Origin of the sequence: Bradyrhizobium sp. NBAIM08, from assembly GCF_020193935.1 — a bacterium.
GTDB lineage: Bacteria > Pseudomonadota > Alphaproteobacteria > Rhizobiales > Xanthobacteraceae > Bradyrhizobium > Bradyrhizobium yuanmingense.
In genome coordinates, this window is sequence record NZ_JADYVR010001377.1 from 1 (window position 1) to 381 (window position 381).

Annotated in this window: 1 protein-coding gene; it reads left to right on the forward strand. The window is 39.6% G+C overall.

Annotated features, from left to right (window positions below; all coding sequences use genetic code 11):
- Positions 1 to 381: outer membrane beta-barrel protein (locus I6F37_RS45010; RefSeq protein ID WP_225155135.1), on the forward strand; the 381-nt coding region annotated here is incomplete at both ends.

The window sequence follows — 381 nt, forward strand, 5'->3', positions numbered from 1 at the left end:
AAGGCTGGCTGGATATTACCGCAAACATTAATGCTTACAAGTCCGTAATTGATGGAGATAATATTGAAAAGGATTTAAGCAATGAGCAATTCAGCTGGTTTGCAAAATTGAACCTGTCATTTAAGCTGCCTAAAAATTTTACAGCATCCGTTTCTGGTGATTATCAATCACGCACAGCATTACAATTGAATATGGGCGGTGGTGGCGGAAGAGGTGGGATGGGTGGAGGCTTTATGGGAGGCACCCAGACTACTGCTCAAGGTTATATGAGGGAAAATTACGGTGTAGATGCAGGATTAAAATATGAGTTCTGGAAAGATAAGGCCGGGTCCCTTACGTTTAACATATCTGATATTTTTAAAACTAAAAAATATGATGCAT